Below are 244 nucleotides of genomic sequence, written 5' to 3'. Positions count from 1 at the left end.
ATGGTTTTGAAGCCATAGAAAAGCTAACCGAAAATAGCTACGACATTGTTCTTATGGATATTCAAATGCCAAAAATGGATGGACTCAAAGCAACAAAAGTAATTCGTCGTGATTTAGAGTTAATTGATTTACCCATAATAGGGCTATCGGCGAACGCCCATGACGAGGACGTTAAAAAGGCACTAGCCTGTGGAATGAATGGTTATATTACCAAACCTATTGATGCAAATACGCTTTTTAAAAC

Annotated in this window: 1 protein-coding gene; it reads left to right on the top strand. The window is 37.3% G+C overall.

Annotated elements, in window-relative coordinates:
• Positions 1 to 244 (top strand): response regulator (locus tag AAEY57_RS20815; RefSeq protein ID WP_350608762.1); only part of this gene is annotated, 244 nt, incomplete at both ends.

The sequence above is a fragment of the Pseudoalteromonas sp. MER144-MNA-CIBAN-0113 genome (genome assembly GCF_040308965.1).
In the GTDB taxonomy this organism is placed as follows: Bacteria; Pseudomonadota; Gammaproteobacteria; order Enterobacterales; family Alteromonadaceae; genus Pseudoalteromonas; species Pseudoalteromonas tetraodonis.
This window is presented reverse-complemented; position numbering and strand designations above follow the sequence as displayed.